Annotated in this window: 17 protein-coding genes; 6 read left to right on the top strand and 11 right to left on the bottom strand. The window is 68.3% G+C overall.

The genetic code is table 11. The features are described from left to right. The first annotated feature begins 268 nt into the window (after positions 1 to 268). Positions 269 to 1,093 carry an arginase family protein gene (locus tag ACIRDX_RS08370; protein WP_396624960.1) on the top strand — a complete coding sequence of 275 codons (825 nt, stop codon included), beginning with the start codon at positions 269 to 271 and terminating at the stop codon, positions 1,091 to 1,093. Here ACIRDX_RS08370 and ACIRDX_RS08375 read toward each other — a convergent pair. From ACIRDX_RS08375 to serS, 4 genes are all read right to left on the bottom strand, one after another. Beyond that, positions 1,090 to 1,602 carry a DinB family protein gene (locus ACIRDX_RS08375; RefSeq protein ID WP_396624961.1) on the bottom strand — a complete coding sequence of 171 codons (513 nt, stop codon included), beginning with the start codon at positions 1,600 to 1,602 and terminating at the stop codon, positions 1,090 to 1,092. The two genes, ACIRDX_RS08370 and ACIRDX_RS08375, sit on opposite strands and share 4 nt — an antisense overlap. Before the next feature lie 45 nt (positions 1,603 to 1,647). Next, the gene (locus tag ACIRDX_RS08380) at positions 1,648 to 2,055 is read right to left on the bottom strand and encodes a DUF779 domain-containing protein (RefSeq protein WP_396624982.1); all 408 of its coding nucleotides are present in this window, start codon (positions 2,053 to 2,055) and stop codon (positions 1,648 to 1,650) included. A 104-nt stretch (positions 2,056 to 2,159) separates the two neighbouring features. Continuing rightward, a complete protein-coding gene (adh, locus tag ACIRDX_RS08385; RefSeq protein WP_396624962.1) occupies positions 2,160 to 3,686 on the bottom strand; it encodes an aldehyde dehydrogenase in 1,527 nt (508 codons plus the stop codon). 187 nt (positions 3,687 to 3,873) lie between these two features. After that, positions 3,874 to 5,154: a serine--tRNA ligase gene (gene serS / locus ACIRDX_RS08390; protein WP_396624963.1), complete on the bottom strand. Its 1,281-nt coding sequence runs from the start codon at positions 5,152 to 5,154 to the stop codon at positions 3,874 to 3,876. A gap of 197 nt (positions 5,155 to 5,351) precedes the next feature. Here serS and galU point away from each other — a divergent pair, with 197 nt between their 5' ends. Next, positions 5,352 to 6,233, top strand: coding sequence for a UTP--glucose-1-phosphate uridylyltransferase GalU (gene galU, locus ACIRDX_RS08395; RefSeq protein ID WP_396624964.1), 882 nt, complete (start codon positions 5,352 to 5,354; stop codon positions 6,231 to 6,233). 46 nt (positions 6,234 to 6,279) lie between these two features. Here galU and ACIRDX_RS08400 read toward each other — a convergent pair whose 3' ends face one another. Then, entirely contained in the window at positions 6,280 to 6,579 is a 300-nt protein-coding gene (locus ACIRDX_RS08400) for an FmdB family zinc ribbon protein (protein ID WP_396624965.1), read from the bottom strand. A 107-nt stretch (positions 6,580 to 6,686) separates the two neighbouring features. Continuing rightward, positions 6,687 to 8,351 (bottom strand): DUF885 domain-containing protein, encoded by a 1,665-nt coding sequence (locus ACIRDX_RS08405; RefSeq protein ID WP_396624966.1) that lies wholly within the window; start codon positions 8,349 to 8,351, stop codon positions 6,687 to 6,689. A gap of 106 nt (positions 8,352 to 8,457) precedes the next feature. Here ACIRDX_RS08405 and rsmI point away from each other — a divergent pair, with 106 nt between their 5' ends. The 3 genes from rsmI (at position 8,458) to glmS (ending at position 12,669) form a co-directional block, all read left to right on the top strand. Then, positions 8,458 to 9,294, top strand: coding sequence for a 16S rRNA (cytidine(1402)-2'-O)-methyltransferase (gene rsmI, locus ACIRDX_RS08410; RefSeq protein ID WP_396624967.1), 837 nt, complete (start codon positions 8,458 to 8,460; stop codon positions 9,292 to 9,294). Continuing rightward, entirely contained in the window at positions 9,291 to 10,670 is a 1,380-nt protein-coding gene (gene glmU, locus ACIRDX_RS08415) for a bifunctional UDP-N-acetylglucosamine diphosphorylase/glucosamine-1-phosphate N-acetyltransferase GlmU (RefSeq protein ID WP_396624968.1), read from the top strand. Before rsmI ends, glmU begins: the two co-directional genes overlap by 4 nt. Before the next feature lie 154 nt (positions 10,671 to 10,824). Then, complete coding sequence (gene glmS / locus ACIRDX_RS08420) at positions 10,825 to 12,669, top strand: glutamine--fructose-6-phosphate transaminase (isomerizing) (protein WP_396624969.1); 1,845 nt, start codon at positions 10,825 to 10,827, stop codon at positions 12,667 to 12,669. Between the two features lie 54 nt (positions 12,670 to 12,723). Here glmS and ACIRDX_RS08425 read toward each other — a convergent pair whose 3' ends face one another. Continuing rightward, positions 12,724 to 13,140, bottom strand: a complete 417-nt coding sequence (locus ACIRDX_RS08425; RefSeq protein ID WP_396624970.1) for a four helix bundle protein — start codon at positions 13,138 to 13,140, stop codon at positions 12,724 to 12,726. Between the two features lie 193 nt (positions 13,141 to 13,333). Between ACIRDX_RS08425 and ACIRDX_RS08430 the strand changes: the two genes are divergently transcribed. Next, positions 13,334 to 15,607 carry an ATP-dependent helicase gene (locus tag ACIRDX_RS08430; RefSeq protein ID WP_396624971.1) on the top strand — a complete coding sequence of 758 codons (2,274 nt, stop codon included), beginning with the start codon at positions 13,334 to 13,336 and terminating at the stop codon, positions 15,605 to 15,607. A gap of 82 nt (positions 15,608 to 15,689) precedes the next feature. On the opposite strand, the gene gyrA is transcribed toward ACIRDX_RS08430, so the two are convergent. From gyrA to dnaA, 4 genes are all read right to left on the bottom strand, one after another. Further along, entirely contained in the window at positions 15,690 to 18,323 is a 2,634-nt protein-coding gene (gene gyrA / locus ACIRDX_RS08435) for a DNA gyrase subunit A (protein WP_396624972.1), read from the bottom strand. Positions 18,324 to 18,465: 142 nt separating this feature from the next. After that, the gene (gyrB, locus tag ACIRDX_RS08440) at positions 18,466 to 21,006 is read right to left on the bottom strand and encodes a DNA topoisomerase (ATP-hydrolyzing) subunit B (protein ID WP_396624983.1); all 2,541 of its coding nucleotides are present in this window, start codon (positions 21,004 to 21,006) and stop codon (positions 18,466 to 18,468) included. Between the two features lie 166 nt (positions 21,007 to 21,172). Beyond that, on the bottom strand, positions 21,173 to 22,273 hold the full coding sequence (gene dnaN / locus ACIRDX_RS08445) for a DNA polymerase III subunit beta (RefSeq protein WP_396624973.1): 1,101 nt from the start codon (positions 22,271 to 22,273) through the stop codon (positions 21,173 to 21,175). A 289-nt stretch (positions 22,274 to 22,562) separates the two neighbouring features. Then, positions 22,563 to 23,906 (bottom strand): chromosomal replication initiator protein DnaA, encoded by a 1,344-nt coding sequence (gene dnaA / locus ACIRDX_RS08450; protein ID WP_396624974.1) that lies wholly within the window; start codon positions 23,904 to 23,906, stop codon positions 22,563 to 22,565. Positions 23,907 to 24,221 lie beyond the last annotated feature (315 nt).

Genomic DNA, 24,221 nt, shown 5'->3' on the forward strand with positions numbered 1-24,221 from the left:
CTCTCCGCCAGCCGCCACCTGGCGGCCCGGCGGACAGAGCCGCCTTCAGGCTCGCGGCCACTCGCCTGCGGCTTGTCCCCGCGAGCTCGAATCCCACTCTCTCCGCCAGCCGCCACCTGGCGGCCCGGCGGACAGAGCCGCCTTCAGGCTCGCGGCCACTCGCCTGCGGCTTGTCCCCGCGAGCTCGAATCCCACTCTCTCCGCCAGCCGCCACCTGGCGGCCCGCGTTGCACGCGAGGAGGGCGAGCGATACGCTGACGCCTACCCGATGCGCTCGATCGCCCTCACCGTCTATCAGGGACTCGCCGGCGACAGCAATGCCAGGGCGATCCCCGGCGCGGCTGCCATGGCGGCCGAGCTGACGCCGCGCCTCGGGGTGGCTGCCACTGCGGTCGGCCACCCGGAGCCCGTACTCGACGCGCACTGGGACGTGGAGCTCGCCGCCGCGGGCGTCGATCTCGACGGGCTGGCCACCGTGCTCGACCAGGCGATGACCCGAGGGGCGCGGCCCGTGACCGCCCTCACCAGGTGCGCGGCCGCCCTGGCCACCCTGCCCGTCGTGGTGCGGCACCGACCCGACGCGTGCGTGGTGTGGCTCGATGCGCATGCCGACCTCAACACGCCAGACACGACCGGCACCGGCTATCTCGGCGGCATGGCGCTCGCGGGAGCGGCGGGCGCGTGGGCCTCGGGCCTGGGCGCCGGGCTCCCGTTCGGCCAGGTCGTGCTCGTCGGCGTACGCGATGTCGATCCGGCCGAGCAGCGAGTGATGGACACCAGCGGCCTTGCGTTCGTGCGCGTGGGCCCGCGCGTCGCCGACGACCTTCGCGCGGCCGTCGCGGGCCGGCCGGTCTACGTCCACGTCGACTGCGACGTGCTGGAACCCGATCTCGTACCCACCGACTACTCCGCGCCCGGCGGCCTCACGCTCGGCCAGTTGCGCGAGGTCGCCGACGCGCTGGCCGAGGGCGAGGTGATTGGCGTGGAGATCGCCGAGTTCGAGTCGACCTGGCACGACGGCGGGCACCCGGTCTCGCCGGCGCCAGTCGTCGAGGCGCTCGAGCCCTTGTGGCAGCGCCTGACCAGCGACTAGCCCAGCACGACCTTCCTCATCGTCGCCATCTGCCCGGCGTGCCGCGTCGCGTGTTCGGCGGCGTGGAACAACAGGCCGATCACCGTGGTCGGCAGCTTCGCGCGTCCCACCCCGCGCGCGTCGAACAGCGTCGCCACGTCGGTGCCGCGGACCTGCGCCAGTGCGCGGTCGATGGCCTCGCACGCGATCGCCATCGTCTGTGCGGCGTCTGCCGGCGGGTCGCCAGGATTGGCCTCGGCCTTCAACTGGGCGAGTTGAGCGGGTGTGAGCGCCTCGTCGCGCGCATAGGTCAGCAGGCGATCGGTGGCCCCGGCGATGTGACGCAGGTGGAAGCCGATGGAGCCGGCGCCGCCCGGTCGCGCCCACAACTGGTCCGGGGTCAGGTCGGCGGTAGCGCGTTCGATCTCCTCGCGGACCTGCAACAGCGAATGCGCGACGGGTTGCAGTGCGGGCGCGATGCCCTCGACGGGGCCGCGCATCCAGACTTCGACGGGATCACCTGAGGCCATGGCGCCCAGTGTAGCCGCGCCTGGCGTCCCGCTGTCGCAACGGGGCTACTGCGCGAGATCGAGCGCCCCGGTCGTGATCGGCGACAGTCGGTCCGACTCGTCGGCCTCGTACAGCCGGGAGCGCGTCAGGAAGCGCACTTCCCTGCCGTTCTCGAGCGAGAACATCCCGCCGCGCCCGGGCACGACGTCGATGATCAACTGCGTGTGCTGCCAGTACTCGAACTGCGACGGGCTCATGTAGAAGGGCGCGTCGGCAATCATGCCCAGGCACACGTCGCGGTCGCCGACGATGAAGTCCGACTGCGCGTAGCACATCGGCGACGAGCCGTCGCAGCAGCCGCCGGACTGGTGGAAGAGCAGCGGGCCGTGCTCGGCGCGCAGCGTGAGGATCAGGTCCTCGGCGGCGCGCGTGCAGGTCACGCGGGGCACGGTCGAAGCGGCGTCGACGGTCATCGTGGTGTAGCTCATCAGCGAAAAGGTAGGGCCGCGTGTCCCACGCGGCCGTCAACGACAGCGGCGCGGTGGGACACCGCGCCCTACCTCTGCGGACACCTGTCCTAGAAGAAGCCGAGCTTCTTCGGGCTGTAGCTCACCAGCAGGTTCTTGGTCTGCTGGTAGTGGCCGAGCATCATCTTGTGCGTCTCGCGTCCGATGCCCGACTGCTTGTAGCCGCCGAACGCCGCGTGCGCCGGGTAGGCGTGGTAGCAGTTGGTCCACACGCGACCGGCCTGGATGCCGCGGCCCATGCGGTAGCACGTGTTGGCCTCGCGGCTCCACACGCCCGCGCCGAGGCCGTAGAGCGTGTCGTTGGCGATCTCGAGCGCGTCCGCCTCGTCCTTGAAGGTCGTCACCGACACGACGGGTCCGAAGATCTCCTCCTGGAAGATGCGCATCTTGTTGTGGCCGCGGAACACGGTCGGCTGCATGTAGTAGCCGCCCGCGAGCTCGCCGGGCTGTTCCTTGCGCGCCCCGCCGATCAGCACCTCTGCGCCTTCCTGCTTGCCGATGTCGACGTAGCTCAGGATCTTCTCGAGCTGCTCACTCGACGCCTGCGCGCCGATCATCGTCGACATGTCGAGGGGGCTGCCCTGCGTGATGGCGGCGACGCGCTGCAGCGCCCGCTCCATGAAGCGGTCGTAGATCGACTCCTGGATCAGCGCGCGGCTCGGGCAGGTGCACACCTCGCCCTGGTTGAGCGCAAACAGCACGAAGCCCTCGATCGCCTTGTCGAAGAAGTCGTCGTCTTCGCGCGCCACGTCGGCGAAGAACACGTTGGGCGACTTGCCGCCGAGCTCGAGCGTCACCGGGATCAGGTTCTGGCTGGCGTACTGCATGATCAGCCGCCCCGTCGTCGTCTCGCCGGTGAAGGCGATCTTGGCGATGCGCGGGTTGGAGGCGAGCGGCTTGCCGGCCTCGAGGCCGAAGCCGTTGACGATGTTGAGCACGCCGGGGGGCAGCAGATCGCCGACGATCTCGGCCCACATCAGGATGCTGGCCGGGGTCTGCTCCGCGGGCTTGAGCACCACGCAGTTGCCGGCGGCGAGCGCGGGGGCGAGCTTCCAGACCGCCATCAGCAGCGGGAAGTTCCACGGGATGATCTGGCCGACGACGCCGAGCGGCTCGAGGAACTGGTAGGAGACGGTGTCGTGATCGAGCTCGCCCATGGTGCCTTCCTGGGCGCGGATGACACCGGCGAAGTAGCGGAAGTGGTCGATGGCGAGCGGCAGGTCGGCGGCGGTGGTCTCGCGAATCGGCTTGCCGTTGTCCCAGGTCTCGGCGGCTGCCAGTTGCGGCAGCGCGTCCTCCATGCGTTGGGCGATCTTGTTCAGGATGATCGCGCGCTCGGTGACGCTGGTGCGACCCCAGGCCGCCTTCGCGGCGTGCGCGGCGTCGAGCGCCAGTTCGATGTCGTCCTTGTCGCTGCGCGCCACCTGGCAGAGCGGCTTGCCGGTCACGGGCGAGAGGTTGTCGAAGTACCGGCCGTTGACCGGTGCGACCCACTTGCCGCCGATGAAGTTCTCGTAACGCGACTTGAACGGCGGCGCGCTGAGCGCGCCCGCTTGCGGTTCCACCGTGGTGGTCATGCTGTGCCTCCTGGGCCCGTGCAATTGCTGAGATGCCGCGTGCGAGGCCCCTCGCGTGTGGCGAGGAGGCGGGTCAGCAACGCGACGACGCAGGTCAGATCGCAGGAGTATCAGGCGGCGCGGGAGCGACGATCCATCGGCGGCGCATCACCACATGGAGATGCGCCGAAGACGAGGCGATCGTGTCCTATCCGATGCGGGTGACGCCGCCCATGTACGGGACCAGCGCGTCGGGGATGCGGATGCTGCCGTCCGCCTCCTGGTAGTTCTCCATGATCGCGATGAGCGTGCGCCCGACGGCGAGCCCAGAGCCGTTCAGCGTGTGGGCGAACGACAGCTTGCCTCCGCCCGCCGGCCGGTACCGGATGCCGGCGCGCCGCGCCTGGAACGCCTCCGTGTTGCTGCAAGAGGAGATCTCGCGATACACGCCCTGGCTCGGCAGCCACACCTCGATGTCGTAGGTCTTGGCCGACGCAAAGCCCATGTCGCCCGTGCAGAGCAGCATCGTGCGATACGGCAGGCCGAGCAGCTGCAGCACCTTCTCGGCGCAGCCGGTCAGCCGCTCGAGTTCGTCGAACGACGACTCGGGTGTGGCGAACGACATCAGCTCGACCTTGTCGAACTGGTGCTGCCGGATGAGGCCGCGCACGTCGGCGCCGTAGCTGCCCGCCTCGCTGCGGAAGCACGGCGTGTAGGCGACGTACCGGCGCGGCAGGTCGGCTTCCTCGAGCGTCTCCTCGCGGTGCAGGTTGGTGAGCGGCACTTCCGCCGTCGGGATCAGGAACAGGTCCCAGTCCCCCGCGATCTTGAAGAGGTCCTGCTCGAACTTGGGCAGGTTGCCCGTGCCGGTGAGGGCCGTGCGGTTGACCAGGTACGGCGGCTCGACCTCGGTGTAGCCGTGGTCGCGCGTGTGCAGGTCGAGCATGAAGCTGATGAGGGCACGCGACAGCCGCGCGCCTTCCTTCATGAGCACGGCGAAGCGCGCGCCCGACATGCGCGCCGCGCGCTCGAAGTCGAGGATGCCGAGGGCCGGCCCCAGATCCCAGTGCGCCTTGGGCGTGAAGTCGAAGGAGCGCGGCGTGCCCCAGCGGCGCACCTCGACGTTGTCCTCCGCGCCCTTGCCCTGAGGGACGGAGACGTGCGGCGTGTTGGGCAGCGCCAGCAGCAGCGGGGAGCGCTCTTCCTCCAGGCTCGCCAGCTGCGCGTCGAGCGCCTTGATCTCGTCGGCCCGCTGCTTGTTCAGCGCGAGCAACTCGGTGGCGTCCTGCCCGGTGCGCTTGGCCTGCGCGATCAGCTCACCCGACCGGTTGCGCTCGGCCTTGAGGGCCTCCACCCGCGGCAGCAGTTCCCGCCGCGTGCGATCGAGCTCCTGCAGCCGGTCCAGGACGGCGTCGGCGCCCGGCCCCCTGGCCTGCAGCCGCGCCCGTGTCTCGTCGAAGGCATCCCTGAGTTGAGCCGTATCCAGCACGCCCTCATTGTACTGGCAGGGCCGGGGACACTCGGCACTGCAATTCGGAGTTCAGAATTCAGAATCGAGAGGACGTCGAAGGGTCCGATACTCCGTCGAGTTGCCCTTCATTCTGAGTTTCGAATTCTGAATTGCTTGCCGCCTCTTTCCGCAAGCTGCTACCGTGAGCCCTCCTCCCCTGCCGAAAGGGTGCGTGCGTGAAACTGAGCGTCAGGACGGCCGTGTTCCCCGCGGCGGGACTCGGCACCAGGTTCCTCCCGGCGACCAAGACCATGCCGAAGGAGATGCTGCCGCTCGTCGATCGGCCCATCATCCAGTACGCCGTCGAGGAAGCGGTCGCGGCCGGCATCGAGCAGATCGTGATGGTGACGGCGCGCGGCAAGACCGCGTTGATCGATCACTTCGACGCCGACGTCGAGCTCGAGACGTTCCTCGAGGATCGCGGCAAGCTCGATCAGCTCGCGGCCGTGCGCCACGCCTCCTCGCTCGCCCGGATCGGCTCCGTACGCCAGGGGCCGCCGCTCGGTCTCGGCCACGCCGTCTACATCACGCGCGACCTCGTGGGCGACCAGCCGTTCGCCGTCGTCCTCGGCGACGACGTGATCGACGCCGACCCGCCGGCCATCAGGCAGGTCATCGACGTGTTCACGGAGGTGCAGGCGCCAGTGCTGGCGGTGGCGCGCGTGCCGCCCGACGAGGTGAGCCGCTACGGCGTGATCCGTGCCGAGCCGCTCGGCAACGGCATCCACCGGGTGCTGGATCTGGTCGAGAAGCCGTCGCGGACCGAGGCGCCGTCGGACCTGGCCATCATCGGCCGGTACGTGCTCACGCCGGACATCTTCGGCGTGCTCGCCAACGTGCGCGAGGATCGCACCGGCGAGATCCAGCTGACCAGCGGCTTGCGCGACCTGCTGCGCCAACGCCCGATCTTTGCCTGCGAGGTGACCGGCACCCGGCACGACACGGGCACGATCGTGGGCTACCTGAAGGCGATGACGTACTTCGCGATGCAGCGGGACGACGTGCGGGAGGAACTCGGCGCCTACCTCGAGACCCTGCTGGCCTCGCGGCGCGCCTGACAGACGGCGCGGCGATGGGATCGCCGCGCCTCGATGGCCGACGCGCCTAGGTCGTGCCGCCCGAGGGCTTGGCCTCGGCTTTCGGCGCCGGCGTCGACGACGAATCGCTCGCCTTGGACTCGCCGGAGGAGCCCTCCGACTTGGCGCTGCCTGCGGCCGTGCCGCTCTTCTTGGCGTAGTCGGTGATGTACCACCCCGAGCCCTTGAACTGGATCGCCGGCGACGACAACAGCTTGCGGACCGCACCCTGGCACTTCGGGCACTCGGTCAGCGGGGCATCGGAGAACTTCTGGATCACCTCGAAGCGGTGACCGCACGTGTCGCACTGGTACTCGTAGAGAGGCATGCTGCGTGTGACTCCAACCCTTGATTGTTCGGACAGGGCGGCTGCGGGCGGCCGGCTGCCGGCGACCTGACACGCAGGCCGCGTGTGGCCTGCACGCCCGTCGCCCCTTACGCCAACACCACGCCGTCGTTGGCCTCGCCAGGCAGCATCTGCTGGCGGAGCACGTCGAACGGCTGCAGGCCCAGGCCCAGGAACTCGTCGTGGAAGCGGCGCGCATCGAAGGCCGGGCCGCGGTGCGCCTCGACGTCCTTGCGCAGCTTCAGCAGCATCAGCTTGCCGAGCGCGTAGATCACATACGACGGATCGAACGTGCCGCGTTCGGCCTCCCGTCGGGCGCTGGCCTCCTCGAGCATCGCCTCCTCGCGGAAGAAGCGGACCCCCTGCTCCACCGACAGGTCCTCGGCATGCAGGCGCAGGCCGACGATGAGGCGGCACAGCCGGACCAGCGACTCGGCGAGTTGGCCGAGTTCGATGACCGGATCCTTCTTCGCGAAGCCCTGCTCGATGACCAGGTGCTCGGCGTAGTGCGCCCAGCCCTCGATGACCGACAGCGGCGCCAGGACCGTGGCCTTGCGCCAGGGCGCGGCGATCTTGCGGAGGTGCTCGAAGTGCAGGAAGTGGCCGGGCAGGGCCTCGTGCATCGAGATGGCCCAGAGCACGGCGTCGTTCATGTCGCGCAGGTGCTCGTCCTGCCGCTCCTGCGGCCACGACTGGTCGACATCGGTGACGTAGTAGAAGGACCGCTGCTGGCGCACTTCGAGCGGGCCAGGGGCCCACAGGCTGGCGAACGTCCAGCGGTAGAACGGCGGCGTCGGGGCGATGACCAGCGCGTCGGCGTCGGGCACCGTCACGATGCCGCTGTCGCGCAGGAACGTGTAGAGCGCCGCGCACTGCTCGCGCACCCGGGTCACCAGACCGCCCGGCTCGACGTGCTGCTGCTTCACCTTGGCCCACACCTGGTCGGCCGGACCCTTGCCCAGCTTGCGCGCGACTTCGGCGAACCGCTCGCGGGTCGCAGCGAGTTCCCGGTCGGCGATGCGCAGGAGCGCGTCGGTGTCGAGCGTGATGGCGTCGCCGAGCTTCAGCTTCTGCTCGAGGCGCTCCTTGCCGAGGCGGAACGTGGCCTTGGCCCTGGGTGCCTGCTCCTCCTCGAGATCGCGGACGTACCGCTCGATCGCCGTGCGGGCCAGCGTGGCCGCATCGTCGAGGTCGGCCAGCAGCGAGAGGTCGTCGACCTCGCGGAGGGCGCGCGGCAGGTCGCGGTTCAGGAAGCTCACGACGCCGCGCAGCGTCTCGCTGGCGGTCTTGATGAAGATGCCGGCCGGCTCGCGGACGTTGGCGCGGGCTGCGTCGAGCACGCCGGCGACCTGCCGGAGCTTGGACAGCATGCGGCGGGCGCGTTCGGCGGCGGGGGCGTAGGTGAAGATCGCTTGCGCGGCCAGGCTCGTGGCGATCGTGTCGGCGTAGAGCTGCGGGTCGCGCTCCCACGTCCGCACCACCTCGATCTCGTGGAGCCGGGCGTGCGTCGCGGCCATCAGCGCGGAATGGTCCGGTCGCTCGGCGGCGGGGATCTGGTCGACGGGCATCGACGCCAGGCGACGGGCGAAGCCATTCAGGTCGCGCACCTGCCGGTCGATGGCGGCGCGACTGAAGTCTTCGAGCAGGTCGTCGTGCACGTGCACGCCGTCGAAGGTCGCGGCTGTCGGTTGCACCTCATGGCGCCAGGACAGGTAGTCGGCCGCAAAGTGCGGAAGGGTCTCAGCAGATCGCATGCGCTCGCACGGACAAGGATGGTGGCCGGTGGGCCTGTGGGGCCCAATCTCCCAATGTACAATATCTTCCGTGCTTTCCCGGCCGGCGCCTGGACGTTTGTTCGTCGTGGCGACCCCCATCGGCAACCTGGAGGACATCACGCTGCGCGCCCTGCGGGTCCTGCGCGAGGTTCGCGTGATTGCCGCCGAAGACACGCGCCGCACCGCCAGGCTGCTGTCTCACGCCGGGATCGACACGCCCATGACCAGCGTGCACGCCCACAACGAGGTCTCGCGACTGCCGGGCTTGCTGGAGCGACTCCGCGCGGGTGAGCCCGTGGCGCTGGTCACCGACGCCGGCACGCCCCTGCTCTCCGACCCCGGCGATCACCTGATCCGCGCCTGCCTGGATGAGGGTATCCCCGTCGAGCCCGTCCCCGGCGCCAGTGCCGTGCTCGCGGCGCTCACGATGAGCGGCATCCCTTCCAGCGAGTTCACGTTTTTAGGGTTTCCACCCGTAAAGTCTGGACCTCGCACGAGATGGTGCGAGGAAGCCTCGGCATATCGCCATCCCGTGGTGTTCTTCGAGGCGCCGCACCGCATCGCCCAGACCCTCCAGGCGCTCGCCGAGGTCGCCGGTTCCGGCCGACGGATCGCGGTGTGCCGCGAGATTACCAAGAAGCACGAGGAGCTCATCAGGGGACTGCTTGCGGACGTCACGCGGCACCCCTCGATCGTCGAGGCGGTGGGCGAGTTCACGTGCATCCTGGAAGCTCCTGACCCTGCGGAAGCGACGGCGGCGGTCGCCGAGCAGGACATGCTTGAAGAATTCGACCGAATAACCAAAAACGGAACCTTCGAGCGCCGCGCCGCGATGAGTGAAGTCGCGCGACGCCTTCATGTCAGGACGCGCGACGTGTTCGACGCCCTCGAGCGGCGGAAGGCCGCGACGGTCGAGCCATGACGCCGACCACGACCATGGATCTGGTGATTCTCGCCGGCGGACGCGGCCGCCGGATGGGCACGCTTCGGCCCAAGGTGCTCCTGCCACTGGCCGGCGTGTCGTCGCTCGAGTGGGTCCTGCGCACTTCCGACGCGTTCGCATCCGCTCGAAGAATCGCAATTCTAGGTTATTCAGCAGAAGACATCACCCCTGTCTTGCGTGACCGTCGCGTCGAGGTGATGACACTGGAGCCAGTGCTCGGCCCCGTGCATGCCCTGACCGCCCTGGACCTCTCAGACGCCCCCGATCACACCGTGGTCGTGCTGCCCGCAGACGTACCCCTGCTGCGTCGGGAGACGCTTGCGGCGCTGCTCGCCCACCGCACCACCTCGACCGCCGCCTTGACCATGGTGTCGGCGGTGTCCGAACGGCCGTACGGCCTCATGCGCGTGCTTCGCAGCGAGGCCGGGGAGGTCATCGGCCTGGTCGGCGAGAAGGACGCCTCCCGCCAGCAGCGGAGCATCAGGGAGTGCACCAGCGGCGTGTTCGCCTGCGCGGCTCCGGTCCTCCGGGCGGCGCTCGCGAGCTTTGCCTGGGACACCGTCGAGCGGGAGCGCACCCTGGTTGAACTGGTGGCCGCCCTGCGACGGGCCGGCCACGACGTGGACGCGATCAGCGCCACGGTGCCGCACGAGATCCGGGGCATCAACAGCCAGACCGAGCTGGCCGAGGCAAGCGCCATCATGCGACAGACCAAGTGCGAGGAACTGATGTCGGCGGGGGTCACCATCATCGATCCCGCCACGACCTACGTGGGTCCCGACGTCGAGGTGGGCCACGACACGGTGCTGCACCCGAACGTGTACCTCGAGGGCCGGACGCGGGTGGGGTCCGCCTGCGAGATCCACGCCGGCACGCGGCTCGTCGATGCGACGCTCGAGGACCACGTGGTGATCCTCAACTACTGCGTCGTGACCGACTCCACCGTCCGGTCCCGCGCGCAGCTCGGGCCGTTCGCCCACATCCGCCCGGGTAGCGACGTGGGCGAGGACGCGCGGGTCGGCAACTACGTCGAGCTGAAGAAGACCACGCTCGGCAAGGCCTCGAAGGCGAGCCACCTCACCTACCTGGGCGACGCGACGGTGGGCGAGGACGTGAACGTGGGCGCGGGCGTGATCACCTGCAACTACGATGGCGTCAACAAGCACCGCACGGTGATCGGCGACGGCGCGTTCGTGGGCAGCGACTCGCAGCTGGTGGCGCCCGTGACCATCGGGCGCGGCGCCTTCGTGGCCGCCGGGTCGTCGATCACGCGCGACGTGCCCGACGAAGGCCTCGGCATCGCCCGCAGCCGCCAGGAGAACAAGGACGGCTGGGCGCGGAAGCGCCGCCAGTGACACACCCCTCCTCCTCCAGAACGTAGCGATTCGCCTCGATCTGCTGGTCATGGACCGTCCGGCTGGACCCACCCCCCTGGGCCGGCCGGCCGTCGAGCCACACCAGTAAGGTTCAGCTTGCGCCTCATGCATGGCGCGGTGTCTGATCCCGGACATGTGCGGCATCATCGGCTACATCGGGCAGCAGGACGTCGTTCCCGTCGTCCTGGATGGCCTGCGGCGACTCGAATATCGGGGCTACGACTCGGCAGGCATCGCCGTCGTCGGCCCGGACGGTATCGACGTCAGGCGGAGCGCGGGCAAGCTCGGAAACCTCGAGCGCATCCTGCACGATCAGCCGCTCCAGGGCACGTACGGCATCGGGCACACCCGATGGGCCACGCACGGCCGCCCGACCGAGGAGAACGCGCACCCGCACCGCGATCAGTCGGGCCGGGTCGTCCTCGTCCACAACGGCATCATCGAGAACTACCTCGAGCTCAAGAAGGAGCTCCAGGGCCGCGGCATCGTGTTCAGGACCGAGACCGACACCGAGGTGGTAGCCCACCTGATCGGCCTCGAGCTTCGAGACGATGGGCTGCAGGCGGCGGTGACGCGGGCGCTGGCACGGCTGCACGGGCTGTTCGCCCTGGTGGTCATCGCCAGCACCGACCCGGGCACCATCGTCGCGGTACGCAACGGCCCGCCCGTGGTGATCGGCCTCGGCGACCAGGAGTGGTTCGTCGCCTCCGACATCCCGGCCATCCTCGCCCACACCCGCGACGTGGTGTTCCTGGAGGACGGGCAGATGGCGGTGCTCACGCGTGACGGCGTGCGGTTCTTCGATGCCGAGGGCCGCCCGGTGACGCGCGAGGCGCAGCGCATCACGTGGGACCCGGTGATGGCGGAGAAGGCCGGGTACAAGCACTTCATGCTCAAGGAGATCTTCGAGCAGCCGTGGGCGATCAAGGAGACACTGGTCGGCCGGCTGTCGATGGAGCAGGGCGACGTGCACCTGCCGGAGGCCAACCTCGACGCCGAGACCATGGCTTCGCTCTCGCGCGTGGTGCTGCTGGCGTGTGGCACCTCGTGGCACGCGGCGCTCGTCGGGAAGTTCCTGATCGAGCAGTTGGCGCGGCTGCCTGTGGACGTCGACTATGGCTCCGAGTACCGGTACCGGCAGCCGATCATCACGACGTCTGATCTGATGGTGGCGATCACGCAGTCGGGCGAGACCGCCGACACGCTCGCGGCCCTGCGCGAGGCGCGACGACAGGGTGCGCGGACGCTCGCCATCTGCAACGTGGTCGGCAGCATGGCGACGCGCGAGGCGGAAGGCACGATCCAGACGCACGCGGGCCCGGAGATCGGCGTGGCGTCGACCAAGGCGTTCACGACGCAGTTGGTGGCGCTGATCCTCCTGGCGCTGAAGCTCGGGCGGGCGCGCGGCGTGCTCGACGCCGACGCCGTGCGGCCAATCCTGCAGGCGCTCACCGAGCTGCCACGCCACGTGGAGCAGGTGCTCTCCTGTGCGCCGTACCTCGAGGACGTGGCGCGCCGCTTCTATCAGTGCTCGGACTTCCTCTTCCTCGGCCGCGGCATGCATTACCCGATCGCGCTCGAGGGCGCGCTCAAGCTGAAGGAGATCTCGTACATCCACGCCGAGGGCTATCCGGCGGGCGAGATGAAGCACGGCCCCATCGCGCTGATCGACGAGAAGATGCCGGTGGTGGCGCTTGCGCCCCGCGATCACGTCTTCGAGAAGATGCTCGGGAACGTGCAGGAGGTGAAGGCGCGCGGCGGCTCGGTGATCGCGATCACCGAGGAGGGGGAGCCGCACCTGTGGTCGCTGCTCGACCCGCGACGCGACGCGCGCGTGGTGCTGCCGCCGATGCATCCGCTGATGTCGCCGATCACGATGACCGTGCCGCTCCAGTTGCTCGCGTACCACGTCGCCGTGCTGCGCGGCTGCGACGTCGACCAGCCGAGGAACCTCGCGAAGAGCGTCACCGTGGAGTAGACACAGCCGGGGCTTGGCGCTTGGGGCTCGAAGGCCCACACAGAAACCGGCACATCAGGACCGCCGAGTCGAGCCCTCGGCACTCTTCACCGCCGAGCGGTACAGGCCACTGAGCAACTTGCCGACGAGTGCGCACTGCGTCGAGAGTCGAAGGTGGGTGGCCTCGTCGACGAGGGCGCAGCGCCTCGCCAGTTCGAGTTGTGTCTCGAACTCACCGTGCGAACCGAGCGCGATGGCAACGTGATTCCGGGCAGCGGCCGGGGAGCGGCGAGAGTAGCCCTCCGCGATGTTCGACGGGATCGAGATGGCCGCCCTCCGAAGTTGAAGACCGATCGAGAACTGATCCGACGCCCGCCAGGGGCGAGTGGTTCGCAGCGTCTCCTCGGCCAGTGTCATGGCGTGTGACCAGGCGTCCAGATCGCGATATGTGCGCTCATGTGGAAGCGGTACGGTGTCCGTTTCTGCCATCATGTCGTCTCCGCCATATGCCCGCAAGTGTCGTGTTGACAGTGGGTTGTACGTCACGACCAGCCGGCCGACGCGGCGAGTCTTAGCGGGTATACTGCAGGGAGCACGCCACCTCCGCGTTGGTCCCTGGGGTGTGTCGTGAGATCCCCGACAACCCGTGTCTCAAGCCCCAAGCCCCCAGCCCCCGTCTGACTTCTTGTCCTCCCTGAACCCCGAGCAGCGGGATGCCGTCCTGCACACGGAGGGGCCGCTGCTCATCCTCGCCGGGGCCGGGTCGGGGAAGACGCGCGTGATCGCGTACCGCATTGCGTACCTGATCGGCAGCGGGCTGGCGCGGCCGTTCGAGGTGCTCGCGGTCACCTTCACCAACAAGGCCGCCGAGGAGATGCGCGAGCGTGTCGGGCACCTCATCGGGGCCGAGGCACGCGACGTGTGGGTGTCGACCTTCCACTCGCTGTGTGCGCGGCTGTTGCGTCGCGAGGCGCCGGCGATCGGGCTGTCGCGCGACTTCGTGATCTACGACAGCAGCGACCAGCAGGTGGCGGTCAAGCAGGTGATGCGTGAGTTGCAGATCGACGACAAGCTGATCCAGCCGCGCCAGGTGCTCGGGCGCATCAGCCAGGCCAAGAACCGCATGGAGACGCCCGACAAGGTCGGCAACGGCTCCTATCGCGACGAGCAGATCGCCAAGATCTACGACGGCTACGTCAAGATGCTCGAGCGCGCCAACGCGCTCGACTTCGACGACCTGCTGCTCAAGACCGTGGAGCTCTTCGAGCACGAGGGCGTCCGCAGCAAGTACCAGCGGCAGTTCCGGTACGTGATGGTCGACGAGTACCAGGACACCAACAGGCCGCAGTACCTGCTGATCAAGCACCTGGTGGGCGACCGCCACAACCTGGCTGTCGTCGGCGATCCGGACCAGTCGATCTACAAGTGGCGCGGCGCCGACCTCCGGAACATCCTCGACTTCGAGCAGGACTTCCCCGAGGCCGAGACGGTGCGCCTCGAGCGCAACTACCGCTCGACGCAGAACATCCTCGACGCGGCGTCGGCCGTGATCGCCAACAACACGGACCGCAAGGAGAAGCGCCTCTGGACCGAGCAGGGCCGGGGCGACCTGATCACGTACTTCCGCGGCGAGGACGAGCTCGAAGAGGCGTCGTTCATCGCGCGTGAACTGCGCAAGGAGATGACGGCGCGCCGCGACTCGACGGTGGCGATCCTCTATCGACTCAACTCGCAGTCGCGCGCGCTGGAAGACCAGCTGATGCGCGACGGCACGCCGTACAAGATCATCGGCGGCGTCCGCTTCTACGAGCGCAAGGAAGTGAAGGACGCGCTCTCGTACCTCAAGCTGATCATCAACCCGCACGACGACGTGAGCTTCAGGCGGGTGGTGAACGTGCCGGCGCGCGGCATCGGCAAGTCGGTGATGGACGCGCTCGAGCGCGACGATCCCGGCGCCGGCGGCAGCGCACCGCCGATGATGGCCGCTGGCCTGTTCGAGGTCGCGGCGTCGCAGTCGCTGTGGGCCAGGGCCACGCACCTGATCGCGTCGCGGACGCTGCCCGGACGCGCCCACAATGCGCTGAAGCAGTTCGTCGAGCTGATCGACGCGTTGGTGGTGATCGCCAGGCAGGAGCCGGTGTCGCTGGTCATCGGCAAGATGCTCGATCAGTCCGGGTACCTCAAGACGCTGCGCGAGGAGAACACCGAGGAGGCCGAGAGCCGCATCCAGAACCTCGCCGAGTTCGTGTCGACCGCGCGCGAGTACGAGGAGCGCGAGACCGACGCGTCGATCGGCGGCTTCGTCGATCGCCTGTCGTTGCTGTCTGAAGCCGACGAATCGCAGGGCACGAGCAGCGCACGCGTGTGGTTGATGACCATGCACGCGGCCAAGGGCCTCGAGTTCCCCGTCGTGGCGCTGGCCGGCATGGAAGAGGGCCTGTTCCCGCACAGCCGCGCCGGCGAGGACCAGGAGCAGATCGAGGAGGAGCGCCGCCTCTGCTACGTGGGCATGACGCGGGCGCAGTCGCGCCTGCTGCTCACCAGCGCGGCGCGGCGACGCGTGTTCGGCGAGTACCAGTCGACCGAGCCGTCACGCTTCCTCGACGAGGTGCCGAAGGAACTGGTGCTCGAGACCCCGTCGTACACGCGGGCCCGCTCGTTCGGCACGACGACGTATGGCGGGCGATCGGCCTACGAGTCGCGGCCCAACCCGTACGGGCGCAGCCGGACCCCGGCGCGTGAGGACGCGCCCGCGCCGACCTACAAGTACGAGGACGAGGATCAGTCGAGCGACGGCGCGCGGCCGAAGCCGGGCCAGAAGGTGCGCCATGCGCAGTTCGGCGTCGGCACCGTCAAGGAGGTCGACGGCAAGGGCGACGACATGAAGCTGACCGTCTACTTCCAGACGGTCGGCACCAAGAAGCTCATCGCCAAGTACGCGCGGTTGCAACCCGTGTAGCTGCCACGGTAGGGCCGGGTGTCCCACCCGGCCGCTGCCGAATACGGCGCGGTCGGAGACCGCGCCCTACCTCGATGCCTCGCTACTCCTCGGAGTCGTCGTCGGCAGGGGCGTCGACGGCGCCATCGTCGACATCCTCGATGACGTCCTCGATCGGGTCGTCGAGCGGTTCCTCGACGGCGCCCTCGGTCTCGAGCGGCGCCACCACCTCGGATGTGTCTGCGGCGACCTCGGCGATGTCCAGCCGCGCCAGCGCCTCGACGCGATCCCCATCGTCGAGCCTGATGAGACGCACGCCCTGCGTGTTGCGCCCGATCGGCCGCAGGGGAGCCACGGCCATGCGGATGACCTTGCCGGCCTTGGTGATGATGAGGACCTGGTTGTCGTCCTCGACATGCGTGATGCCGACGACAGGACCGTTGCGATCCGACGACTGGATGTTGCGGATGCCGAGGCCGCCACGACCGGTGATGCGGTACTCGGCCAGGGGCGTCCGCTTGCCGTAGCCATTGGCCGTGACCGTGAGCATCGAGCCGGTCTCGCCGACCAGCTCCATCGCCACCACTTCGTCGCCGTCGCGCAGGTTGATGCCGCGCACGCCGTACGCCGTGCGGCCCATGGTGCGGACCCGGCCCTCGGGGAAGCGCAGCGCCGCGCCGTTGCGCGTGCCGATGAACACGTGGTCGGTGCCGGTCGAGAGCTGCACGGCGATGACCTGGTCGTCGTCGTCGACGCCCATGGCGATGATGCCGCCGACGCGCGGGTTCGAGTAGGCCTTGAGGTCGGTCTTCTTGATGACGCCCTTGCGGGTGCCCATCACGACGAAGCGCTGGCCCTCTTCCGAGGGGAACTCGCGCACCGACACGACGTCGGCGACCTTCTCGCCGGCGGCCATCTGCACCAGGTTGGCGATCGACTTGCCACGCGCATCTCGACCGGCGTCGGGAATCTCGTGCACGCGGAGCCAGTAGGCGCGCCCGCGATCGGAGTACACGATCAGGTACGCGTGCGTCGACGCCACGAACAGGTGGTGCACGTAGTCGTCGTCGGGCAGGCGCATGCCGATGGTGCCGGCGCCGCCGCGGCCCTGGAAGCGGTACTCGTCGAGCGACGTGCGCTTGATGTAGCCCTTGTGGCTCACCGTGATCGCCATGTCCTCGTCGGCGATCAGGTCGAGGATGTTGAGGTCGCTGGTGTCCTCGACCAGCTGCGTGCGACGCGCGTCGCCGAAGCGCTCGCGGGCGTCCTTCAGCTCGGCGATGACGATCTCCATGACGAGGCGATCGCTGCCGAGGATGGCGCGCAGGCGCTCGATCTCCTTCAGGAGCTCGGCGAGTTCGTCGAGGATCTTCTGCCGCTCGAGGCCGGTGAGGCGCTGGAGCTGCATGTCGAGGATGGCCTGCGCCTGCAGCTGCGAGAGGCCGAAGTTGGCCATCAGCCCCTCGCGCGCCTCGGCGGGGTTCTTCGCCGAGCGGATGAGGGCGATCACCGCATCGAGGTGATCGAGCGCGATCTTGAGGCCTTCGAGGATGTGGGCACGGGCCTCGGCCTTGCGGAGCTCGAACTCGGTGCGCCGGCGCACCACCTCGCGGCGGAACTCGATGAACCGCTCGAGCATCTCGAGCAGCGGCAGCACGCGCGGGCGACCGTCGACGATCGACAGCATGATGATGCCGAACGAGGACTGCAGCGGCGTGTGCTTGTAGAGGTTGTTCAGCACGACGTCCGGCATCTCGCCGCGCTTGAGCTCGATGACGACGCGGATGCCCTGGCGGTCCGACTCGTCGCGGATGTCGGAGATGCCCTCGATCGTCTTGTCGCGCACCAGGTCGGCGATGCGCTCGATCAGCTTCGCCTTGTTGACCTGGTAGGGCACCTCGGTGATGACGATCGCCTGGCGATCGCCACCGCGCCCGATGGTCTCGAACTCGCTCTTGGCGCGCACGATGACCGTGCCGCGGCCGGTCGCGTAGGCCGACATGATGCCCGCCCGCCCGACGATGACGCCGCCGGTGGGGAAGTCGGGCCCGAGCACGTGCTGCGTCAGGCGCCGGCGCTTTTCTTCGCGCGTCAGCGGCTGCGGCCGGCCTTCCTCGTCGACCGTGAAGGCCTGCTCGGGGTCGGCGATGGCGATGATCCCGTCCACCAGCTCGGTGAGGTTGTGCGGCGGGATGTTGGTCGCCATGCCCACCGCGATGCCGGTGGAGCCGTTGACGAGCAGGTTCGGGATCGGCGTGGGCAGGACCGACGGCTCGGTCGTGGTCTCGTCGAAGTTGGGGACGAACTCGACGGTGTCCTTGTCGAGGTCGGCCATGATGGCCTCGGCGAGGGCCTCGAGCCGGGCTTCCGTGTAGCGGTAGGCCGCCGCGCGGTCGCCGTCCATGCTGCCGAAGTTCCCCTGGGGATCGACCAGGGGATAGCGCATGTTGAAGTCCTGCGCGAGCCGGACCAGCGTGTCGTACGCCGACGCGTCACCGTGCGGGTGGTAGTTGCCGATGACCTCGCCGACGATCTTCGCGCACTTGCGGTGGGCGCGGTTGCTGGCCAGCCCCATCTGCCGCATCGCGAAGAGGACGCGGCGGTGCGCCGGCTTGAGGCCGTCGCGCACGTCGGGCAGCGCGCGCCCGATGATCACGCTCATCGCGTAATCCATGTACGAGCGGCGCATCTCGTCTTCGATGGTGACCGGGATGCGTGACGGAAGAGGGGTGCTCATAGCGAAATCGTGTCGATCCGCGCGATCGTCGTCGCGCGATGGGCCGGGCTCGGAGAGCCGGCCCTACCTTCCTCGGAGTACCGACGCAGTCAAGCAGCCGTGGCAGGGCCCGTTGTCCCAACGCGGCCCGGCAGCAGGCCGGCTAGACGTCCAGGTTCTTCACGTCGAGGGCGTTGTCCTCGATGAACTTGCGGCGCGGCTCGACCTGGTCACCCATCAGGGTGGAGAACATCAGGTCGGCTTCCGCCTGGTCCTCGGCGCGCACCTGCAGCAGCGTGCGTACCTCGGGCTTCATCGTGGTCTCCCACAGGGTCTCGGGGTTCATCTCGCCGAGGCCCTTGTAGCGGTTGATGGCCACGCCCTTGCGGCCGACCTCGAGGAAGTAGTCCACCAGGTCCGAGATCGACTGGACCTCGTGATCGGCGTCCTTGCGAGCCACGCGACGCACGGGCTCGGCTGCCGGTTCGGTGCCGGGCGTGCCGCCGGCCGGCTCGGCCGCGGCTTCCTCGGGCTCCTCGGCCTGGGCGGCGCCGACCTGGGCCACCACCATGCGCCCCTGGACGCCGGCGACGTCGCGGAAGCTGTTGACCAGCGCGCGGAAATCCGGCGTCTGTGCGAACTCGATCCCGGCGCGCGACACGCGCGGGTAGCCGGCACTGCGATCGTCGATCTCGAACAGCAGCGCGTTGTGCTCCTCGTCAACGACGACGGAGATGATCCGCTGCTCGTTCGTGAACTCGGCGGCGACGGCTTCCATGCGCGGCCGGTCGCTGAAGAACGCACGGTCGCGCGCCCCGGCGCCCGCGTTGAGCAGGCCACGCACCACGTCCTGCGGTACGCCACGCCGCTCGACGTGACGGAGGTTGCGGTCGAAGGCGATCAGCTTGTGCAGCAGCGCCTCGAGGGCCTCGCCGCTGAGTTCCTGGCCGGTCTCCGAGATCCGCAGCACGCGGGAGTCAGTGGCGCGCTTGATCAGGTACGCCTCGAGGTCCGCATCGTTCTTGATGTAGACCTCCTGCTTGCCACGCTTGGCCCGGTACAGCGGCGGCTGCGCGATGTAGATGTGGCCGTTGTCGATCAGCTCGCGCATCTGCCGGTAGAAGAACGTCAGCAGCAGCGTACGGATGTGCGACCCGTCGACGTCGGCGTCCGTCATGATGATGACGCGGTGGTAGCGCAGCTTGGCGATGTCGAAGCCGTCGCGATCGGTCTCCTCGCGCTTGCGCCCGATGCCCGTGCCGAGCGCCGCGATCATCGTCTTGATCTCGTCGCTGCTCAGCATCTTGTCGAAGCGGGCCTTCTCGACGTTGAGGATCTTGCCCTTGATGGGCAGGATGGCCTGGAAGCGGCGATCGCGACCCTGCTTGGCCGACCCGCCTGCCGAGTCGCCCTCGACGATGTAGATCTCGCTCTGCGCGGGATCGCGCTCCTGGCAGTCGGCCAGCTTGCCCGGCAACGAACTGCCGTCGAGCACGCCCTTGCGACGGACGAGGTCGCGCGCCTTGCGGGCGGCTTCACGTGCGCGCGCGGCGTCGGCGGCCTTCGAGATGATGGCGCGGGCCACCGCCGGGTTCTCCTCGAGGAAGGCGCCCAGCCGCTCGTTGACGATCGTCTCGACGATGCCCTTGACCTCGGTGTTGCCGAGCTTCGTCTTGGTCTGGCCCTCGAACTGCGGGTTGGGGATCTTGACGCTGATCACCCCGGCCAGGCCCTCGCGGGCGTCGTCGCCGCTGATCGGCGTGTCCTTCAGGTCCTTCGGGAGGTTCGCGCTCGCGAGGTACGCGTTGACCGTGCGCGTGAGCGCGGCCTTGAAGCCCGAGAGGTGGAACCCGCCTTCGTGCGTGTTGATGTTGTTGGCGAAGGTGTAGAGGCTCTCGTCGTACGAGTCGTTCCACTGGAGCGCGATCTCGACTTCGATCTCGTTGCGCTCGCCCTTCATGTGGATCGGCACTTCGTTGACGGCGCGCCGGGCGCGGTTCATGAACTGCACGTACTCGACGATGCCGCCCTTGTACTCGTAGCGCGCACTCCGGCCCTCGCCGCGCTCGTCCTCGAGCGTGATGATCAGGCCGGCGTTCAGGAAGGCCAGCTCGCGCAGGCGGTTGTTGAGCGTGTCGAAGCTGTAGACCGTCGCCTCGAAGATGGTCGCGTCGGGCTTGAAGTGGACCTTCGTGCCGCGCCGCTTCGTGATGCCGGTCTCGACGAGCGGCGCCACGGGAACGCCGCGCGCATAGCTCTGCTGGTAGACCTTGTCGTTCCGCCAGATCTCGAGGTCGAGTTGCTCCGAGAGCGCGTTGACCACCGACACGCCGACGCCGTGCAGGCCGCCCGAGACCTTGTACGCGCTGCCTTCCTGGTTGAACTTGCCACCGGCGTGCAGCACGGTGAGCACGACTTCCGCCGCGCTCTTGCCGCTCTCGTGCATGTCCACCGGGATGCCTCGGCCGTCGTCCACCACCGTCACCGAGTCGTCGACATGGATCGTGACGTTGATCTCGGTGCAGTGCTTGGCCAGGGCCTCGTCGACGGAGTTGTCGACGACCTCGTAGACGAGGTGGTGAAGGCCGGCCTCGCCCGTCGTGCCGATGTACATGCCCGGCCGCTTGCGGACGGCCTCGAGGCCTTCGAGCACCTTGATGGCGTCGGCGCCGTAGTCTTCGGACGCCCCGGTCGCGGGGCGCATCGGGGTCTCTGACTCGGTGTTCGGGCTGGTGGTCGGTTCCATCGGGACTCGCAGGGGACGTTCACCGGGCGAGGGCCGGCGGCTGTGCTCCAGCCGCCGGGACCCGGTCTCGCGCAACGCCCGGTCCGGAGGCCGGGGCCGCGTGATGCGTTGAGGCGCGTGGCGCCTACGGACGCATCGGCATGATCACGTACGTGTAGTCGTACCCGTCGGCGCCCACGGGCTTCATCACGGCCTGGCTCATCTCGTCGCGGAACGAGAGGCTGACCTGTTCGGTCTCGACCGCCGCGAGGAAGTCGGTGACGTACTGGGCGTTGAAGCAGATCTGCACGTCTGGCCCCTCGTAGGCGACCAGCAGTTCTTCCTTCGCCTCGCCCAGGTCGGGGCTCTGCGAGGTGACCTCGACCTTGCCGTTGCTGATCAGGAAGCGCACCGCGCGCGACCGCTCGTTGGAGAGCAGCGACACACGACGGATGGCGCTGGTGAGCCGATCGCGCTCGAACTCGATCTGCTTGTCGTTGTTCTTCGGGATGACGCGCTCGTACGCCGGGAACTGCGCGTCGATCATCCGCGAGAACAGGCGACGCCCGCCCACGGTGAAGAAGAGGTGGTTCTCGGCGCGCTCGAACAGCACGTCGCCCTCGCCGTCGCCGAGCAGCCGGCTCAGCTCCTGCATCGTCTTCTTCGGCAGCAGGGCCTTGCTCTCGACCGCGCCGGTCTCGCCCGTCACGGTGACCAGCGCGAGGCGGTGGCCGTCAGTGGCCACCAGGCTCATGCTGTCGGGCTTGAGCACGAACAGCGCGCCGTTGAGGTAGTACCGCGTGTCCTCGCCGGTGATCGCGAACATCGTCTTGGCGACCATCTGGCGGATCGGCTCACGCGGGAGCGTCGCCACCGTGTCGCCCACCGTCGGCAGCTGCGGGAAGTCGTCGGCCGGCAGCGTGGAGAGGTGCGACTCGAAGCGCTCGGCAGCCACCGTCACGCCCGAGCGGTTCTGCTCGATGCGGATGTCGGTCTCGGGCAGCGCCTTGACGATCTCGAACAGCTTCTTGGCCGGCAGCGTCAACGTGCCGGGCTTGGCCAGGCTCTGCGCCACGCACGTGCTGCGCAGACCCACGTCCAGGTCGGTGGCCACGAGCTCCACCTGGTTGCCATCGGCACGCAGGAGCACGTTGGCAAGCACGGGCATGGTGTTCTTGCGTTCCACGATGCCCTGAAACAACTGCAGTTCGCGCAGCAGATCGTTCTTGCGGACCACCAGTTCCATGCAGCCGACACCTCGTGAGCGGGAGCGAGCCCCTTGACGCACGCGACGTCCCTAGAAGGTGTTCTCCATAGGGATCGCAAGAAAAGAAGTATAACAGAGATCAGAAGGGCGTCGGAAGCTGTGAAGGCGACACCTAAAGCGCCTTTTTTCAGGGACTTACCCTGTGCAGGGATTGTGTGGATAACTGCCGCCGATCCTGTGGGTCGGGCCCACCCCGTCCCCCCTCCACACGTTGTCCACAGGCCGATCGCGACGAGGCTGTGGAAAACCCCGGATCCAGCAGCCCCGCCTAGCGGAAATTGTCCAGCATGGCGTTGATCTGGCTGTTGAAATCCCCGTCCTTGCCCCGGTCGTCCTCGACCTTCCTGATGGAGTGGAGCACCGTCGAATGGTGCTTCCCGAAGGCCCGGCCGATGTCGGGCAGCGACGCCGACGTGAGCGTCTTGCACAGGTACATCGCCACCTGGCGCGGGATGACGATGGTCCGCGAGTTGCTGGCGGTCTTGAGCTCGCTCGGACGCACGCCGTAGAAGTCGGCCACGAACTTCAGGATCGTGTCGATGGTGACGGCCTTCTCCTCGCTCCCGATGATGCTCCGGAGCACGTCCTGGGCCAGCGCCAGGGTGATGTCCTTGCCCGTGAGCGAGGCGTACGCCACCAGCCGGATCAACGATCCCTCGAGGTCGCGGATGTTCGACTTGATCTTGGTGGCGATGAACAGCGCGACGTTGTCGGGCAGCGGCACGCCGTCGGCATCGGCTTTCTTCTTGAGGATCGCCACCTTGGTCTCGAGGTCGGGCGGCTGGATATCGGCGATGAGGCCCCAGTTGAAGCGCGATCGCAGGCGCTCCTCGAGCGCGGGAATCTCGTGTGGCGGCCGATCGCTGCTGATGACGATCTGCTTGCCCGCGTCGTACAGCGCGTTGAACGTGTGGAAGAACTCGTTCTGCGTCGCTTCCTTGCCGGCGAGGAACTGCGCATCGTCCACCAGCAGCACGTCGACGTTCCTGTAGCGCTCGCGGAAGTCGATGATGCGCTCGTACCGGATGGCGTTGATCATCTCGTTCATGAACCGCTCGGACGAGATGTAGGTCAGCGCGGCTTGCCGGTGGTGGCGATCGACGTACTGTCCGATGGCGTGCATCAGGTGGGTCTTGCCCAGGCCCACCCCGCCATACATGAACAGCGGGTTGTACGACCGTCCCGGGGCCTCAGCCACCGCGCGGGCGGCGGCGTTGGCGAACTGGTTCGAGGGCCCGACGACGAAGGTGTCGAACGTGTAGCGATGGTTCAGGCCGGACGATCCGTGCGAGGGGGCCGTGGCCGTCCCCGCGTCGTCGGGCTGACGGATGAGGAGGTCTTCGGCGCGGGAGGGTTCCACCGGCAGCGAGCCGTCTGCAGGGACGAACGACACGACGACGCCGGGCCGGCCGGCCTCCGCGACCGCCTCGGCCAGGATCGAGCCGTAGTGACGGAGCAGCCAGTCGCGCACGGTCCCGTCGGGGACCTCGACGATGAGGGTGTCGCCATCCTCGCGGATGAAGCGCGTCGGCTTGAACCACGTCATGAAGGTGTGACGGTTCAACTTGGCCTCGACGCGGGCGAGCACGCGTTCCCAGATGTGTTCACTCATGCGGTGTCTGGACCGTCCTGGGGGTATCCGGCGCCCCTGCAGCGCCTGTTCCCTCGGGATCAGGGTGCCACTTTCGCTGGGAATTGCCGAGATGTGACGCGTGTGTGACCGGGCGAAAATCGTCGAAATCGCCAGAAAATCCCTTGTTTTGGCCTTCGCTTACGTGACGAGGCCCGGATTTTCCGCAGTCGCCGTGCCGACGGGCAGGCGAAACCCCATTTTTTTCCACAGTTTTTTCCACAGCTGTGGAAAAGTCGCCTGCTGAGGGGCCGGTCCGCGACCGGACGGGGAGTGTAACAGAGGCCTCCGAGTGCA

Origin of the sequence: Luteitalea sp., from assembly GCF_044337415.1 — a bacterium.
Taxonomy (GTDB): domain Bacteria; phylum Acidobacteriota; class Vicinamibacteria; order Vicinamibacterales; family Vicinamibacteraceae; genus Luteitalea.

Coding starts and splice junctions, on each gene's coding strand:
- ACIRDX_RS08425 (WP_396624970.1), bottom strand. CDS start 13,140: ATGATGGCAGAAACGGACACCGTACCGCTTCCACATGAGCGCACATAT.
- glmU (WP_396624968.1), top strand. CDS start 9,291: ATGACGCCGACCACGACCATGGATCTGGTGATTCTCGCCGGCGGACGC.
- adh (WP_396624962.1), bottom strand. CDS start 3,686: ATGACCACCACGGTGGAACCGCAAGCGGGCGCGCTCAGCGCGCCGCCG.
- ACIRDX_RS08370 (WP_396624960.1), top strand. CDS start 269: ATGCGCTCGATCGCCCTCACCGTCTATCAGGGACTCGCCGGCGACAGC.
- ACIRDX_RS08380 (WP_396624982.1), bottom strand. CDS start 2,055: ATGACCGTCGACGCCGCTTCGACCGTGCCCCGCGTGACCTGCACGCGC.
- ACIRDX_RS08405 (WP_396624966.1), bottom strand. CDS start 8,351: ATGCGATCTGCTGAGACCCTTCCGCACTTTGCGGCCGACTACCTGTCC.
- gyrA (WP_396624972.1), bottom strand. CDS start 18,323: ATGAGCACCCCTCTTCCGTCACGCATCCCGGTCACCATCGAAGACGAG.
- gyrB (WP_396624983.1), bottom strand. CDS start 21,006: ATGCGCCCCGCGACCGGGGCGTCCGAAGACTACGGCGCCGACGCCATC.
- dnaA (WP_396624974.1), bottom strand. CDS start 23,906: ATGAGTGAACACATCTGGGAACGCGTGCTCGCCCGCGTCGAGGCCAAG.
- glmS (WP_396624969.1), top strand. CDS start 10,825: ATGTGCGGCATCATCGGCTACATCGGGCAGCAGGACGTCGTTCCCGTC.
- ACIRDX_RS08400 (WP_396624965.1), bottom strand. CDS start 6,579: ATGCCTCTCTACGAGTACCAGTGCGACACGTGCGGTCACCGCTTCGAG.
- ACIRDX_RS08375 (WP_396624961.1), bottom strand. CDS start 1,602: ATGGCCTCAGGTGATCCCGTCGAAGTCTGGATGCGCGGCCCCGTCGAG.
- dnaN (WP_396624973.1), bottom strand. CDS start 22,273: ATGGAACTGGTGGTCCGCAAGAACGATCTGCTGCGCGAACTGCAGTTG.